At 54.9% G+C, this 3,421-nt stretch carries 2 protein-coding genes; both read left to right on the forward strand.

Annotated features, from left to right (window positions below):
• Window positions 1–207: 207 nt before the first annotated feature.
• On the forward strand, window positions 208–2,103 hold the full coding sequence (locus ACMLHG_RS07545; RefSeq protein WP_294437116.1) for an alpha-galactosidase: 1,896 nt from the start codon (window positions 208–210) through the stop codon (window positions 2,101–2,103).
• 91 nt (window positions 2,104–2,194) lie between these two features.
• Complete coding sequence (locus ACMLHG_RS07550; protein ID WP_294437117.1) at window positions 2,195–3,274, forward strand: substrate-binding domain-containing protein; 1,080 nt, start codon at window positions 2,195–2,197, stop codon at window positions 3,272–3,274.
• Window positions 3,275–3,421: the final 147 nt, after the last annotated feature.

The raw sequence follows: 3,421 nt of genomic DNA on the forward strand, positions 1-3,421 counted from the left end.
AGAAAAAAACAGAACTATATTTCTCTTCATGGAAAAGAATACCGCCATCGTCAACCGCAACCGGGTCATGTATGCCGCCAACCGGATGCAACTGCAGATCCGGCACTTCGCCCGCGGCGTTTTCCCGCGGGCACGGCGATATGGCGGACGACGGCCGCGTCGTGAACGGGCGGAACGCCGGAGAATAACAACCCAACGGGAATTGACATGGAAACCTTGCATTATCAAAATGACCGGATCGAGATTGAAATTGCGCCGGAACCGTTTTTCACTCTGAAAAAATTCCGGGACCGCCGCAGCGGCTTGAATCTATGCGTTTCCGCTCCGCAGGAGATCACGGCGGACCGGAAGCTCCTGGGCGAAATCAGCTTTCTCGGCATGGAAGAACTGAACAATGAAATTCTGCTGAATTACCGGGTCGGCGATATCCGGTTGGAACGGCATCTGTTTTTTTACCGGACGGCCGGAGCTTTCCGGTATTATGATGTTTTTTCGACCGAAAACGATCATGCGGCGATGTATTACTCCACGCTGCTCAATCTTGTTCTCGAAACGGAAGCGGGACAGGCGGAATGCGTCGATTTTTTCAGCAGCACCGACCACTCCAACCACCGTCTGCTCCGCCGTCAGGCCCGGCCCGGGAAAAATGTCGGCGGCTATTTCCTGACGGACCGGTTCTTCATCTACAAGGAAGCGCCGATGCCGGATTCGCGGCCGATCAAAGGAGAATATGACTTTCTGTGGATTCCCGGAGAGGGCCGCCTTGAAATGGTCGGGCTTGGCTTCGACAACCTGCGGCGCGGTGAAAAACGCCGCGCTTACGGCGTTGTCGTCGGGTTGCGGGACGACTTCGGGCTGCAGCGTTACCAGCGTGAACGATACGGCAGGCTTGACCGCATGGAGGTTCTGGCAAACTCCTGGCCGGCCCTGCATCTGGACGTGACGGAGCCGGTCATCATGCGCGAACTGGAGCTGGCGGCGGAATCCGGCGTATCCACGGTATTCATCGACGACGGTTACTTCAGCGAATTCATGGGGGAGATCGATACGAAAAAATTCCCGGCCCGGTTTACCGCCCTTGCCGCCAGAGCCGCAGAACTGGGAGTCGAACTCGGTTTATGGGCCAATCCGCTCGGACTCGATATCCGGCATCCGAAAATGCTGCTGTGGGACGGTACCGAAGAACGGGATTTCATGCTCGATCCGCCGAAGTGGAATTGGCTGGCGCGCACCAACGACTTCCAGCAGACGGAACTGCAGGGCGGAGCCGGAGCCGAACGCAGCTACAGCCCGGTGGAACTGCTGGAACCGGAATGTTTCAGGTTCATGAAGGATAAATTCACCGGCTACTACCGGGAGTTCGGCATTCGCCGTTTCAAATTCGATCTTTACCAGTTGACCGCATTCAATACGCAGCGCGGCGACGCCCAGCTTCATTACGAAGCATACCGGCGATTGCTGGAGGAATTGCAGCAGGAGATTCCGGGGCTTGTGATTTCCATGGATATCACGCGCCGCAACCGGCCCGGTTTCGATTTCGGATTGGACTTCGGCCGGTTTTTCCTTGAAAACCGCGACCGGAATTATCCGGATCACCGCTACTATCACCCGTATATGGCGCTGGGAAATTTCCATCAGACCGCTCAATTCGTCCCGGCTCACCGTATTGAACTGGAAATGATGCCCCAGGCGGCGGAATATTCCGTCAACTATATCGCCGGAACCACGGTTTTCGCCACGCCGCTGTACTGGGGACTTCTGGCGGATACGTCTCCGCAACGGCGTGCCGAACTGAAAACCTTTTTTGAACAGACGGCAGCCTTGCGGGAACAATGGAAAAATTGTCTCGTACTTCCGATCGGCGAAGTTCCCCGCAAGGGAAACTGGAGCGCGGTCCTGGCACGTGAACCGGAAGGGGCGCGCGGCTGGCTCGGAGTTTACCGGCATGGCGCGGAGCAGCAGAGCTGCGCATTCGATCCGGCGGGAATGAAAGTGCGGAAGAAACTGCTCGGTTCCGGAGAGTTCCGGCCGGAGAACGAACGGACGGTATTCTCCGAACATGACGCCTATGCTTTTTCGCTTTACGAATTGGCGGATTGCTGATTTTTCGCTTCGGCGGCCGTAAAAAAGGTTGACTTCTGCGGCCGTCCGGGATATATTGCGCAGTGAAACAGTTCTCTTTCTGAATCGAATCATGGGATATATGGACAAACAGGCCAAATACCGTAAACTGCATGACCAGCTGCTGCGGCGCTTCGAACCGTTTCTGCCGGGAACGCGTCTCGACTCGGTCCGTTCGCTGCAAAAAGAATACCGGGTCAGTCTCGCCACGCTGAATACGGCATTGAAGATGCTGGTGGAAGAGGGAGTGATCGAAAGCGTCCGGAACAAGGGGTTGTATCGTACCGCGCCGGGTTGCGGAAACGCTTCGCGGACCGTCGTGCTGGTTCTGCCCGGCCAGGACGAACCGTTGTTCCGGAAGATCATCTTCGCCTGTTATGAGGCGCTGGAAAAACTGAATATGCGCATGCAACTGGCCATCTACGGCCTTTCCGCGGAACAGGAAACCGAAGTCGTAAGGGGAGTTCTGGAGGATGAGCCGGACGGCGTGCTCTACATGCCGACTCTGGTTTCCGGGACCTTGAAGCGGCTGCTGCTGGAATGGAGCCGAACCGTCCCGGTGATGCAGATCAACCGCGAAGTCGGCGAGCCTTCGCTTTCCTTCGTGGGCAACGAGTGTTTCGAATCGAGCCGCGAAGCGACGGCCATGCTGATCCGGCACGGTCATCGACGGATTGGTGTAATCTATGCAAATGATCTCCGAACCTGCCTAGATCAGCAGGAACGTATTGCCGGTTTTAGGGCGGCACTGGATGAGGCTGGTTTGACTTATGAACCGCAGAACAACATCATTTACGACAGTTTCGATTGTCGGATTTCCACGGATGTAATTACTCTTCTGTCATCACCTCGGCGGCCGACCGCCTTTTTTGCGACAAACAGTGTGTTTTTAAGCAACCTGATACAGAAAGCCGCTTTCTGCAAGCTCTCCATACCGAATGATTTGAGTGTCACCAGTTTTGATCTCGGGGAGACTTTCGCTCCTCTACCGCTGCAATTCGATCGTATGGAGCAGGCAACGGATTCGCTGTGCGCCCGGGCGGTGGAGTTGCTGGACGAAATGATACGAACCCGGAATTTCGAACCGCACCGAGAACGCATTCCTGGTTACCTTGTCACTGGTGACTCTTGCCGGGACTGGCAAGAAGAGTAGTGGATTGATATTCCGTGCATCAATCACCTATAATGGCATGCTTACACATCCATAAATGCCGCATACTTCTTTCTTTATCACAATTTTTATTAGCTCCTCAAGGACAATTCCTGCATTTTATCTAAATTTTTTGGAAAAACTCATCCT

Source organism: Victivallis sp. (assembly GCF_048170485.1).
GTDB lineage: Bacteria > Verrucomicrobiota > Lentisphaeria > Victivallales > Victivallaceae > Victivallis.

What these genes read in the sequence shown, in the direction of transcription:
- ACMLHG_RS07545 (WP_294437116.1), top strand. Translation starts at nt 208, where the DNA reads ATGGAAACCTTGCATTATCAAAATGACCGGATCGAGATTGAAATTGCG.
- ACMLHG_RS07550 (WP_294437117.1), top strand. Translation starts at nt 2,195, where the DNA reads ATGGGATATATGGACAAACAGGCCAAATACCGTAAACTGCATGACCAG.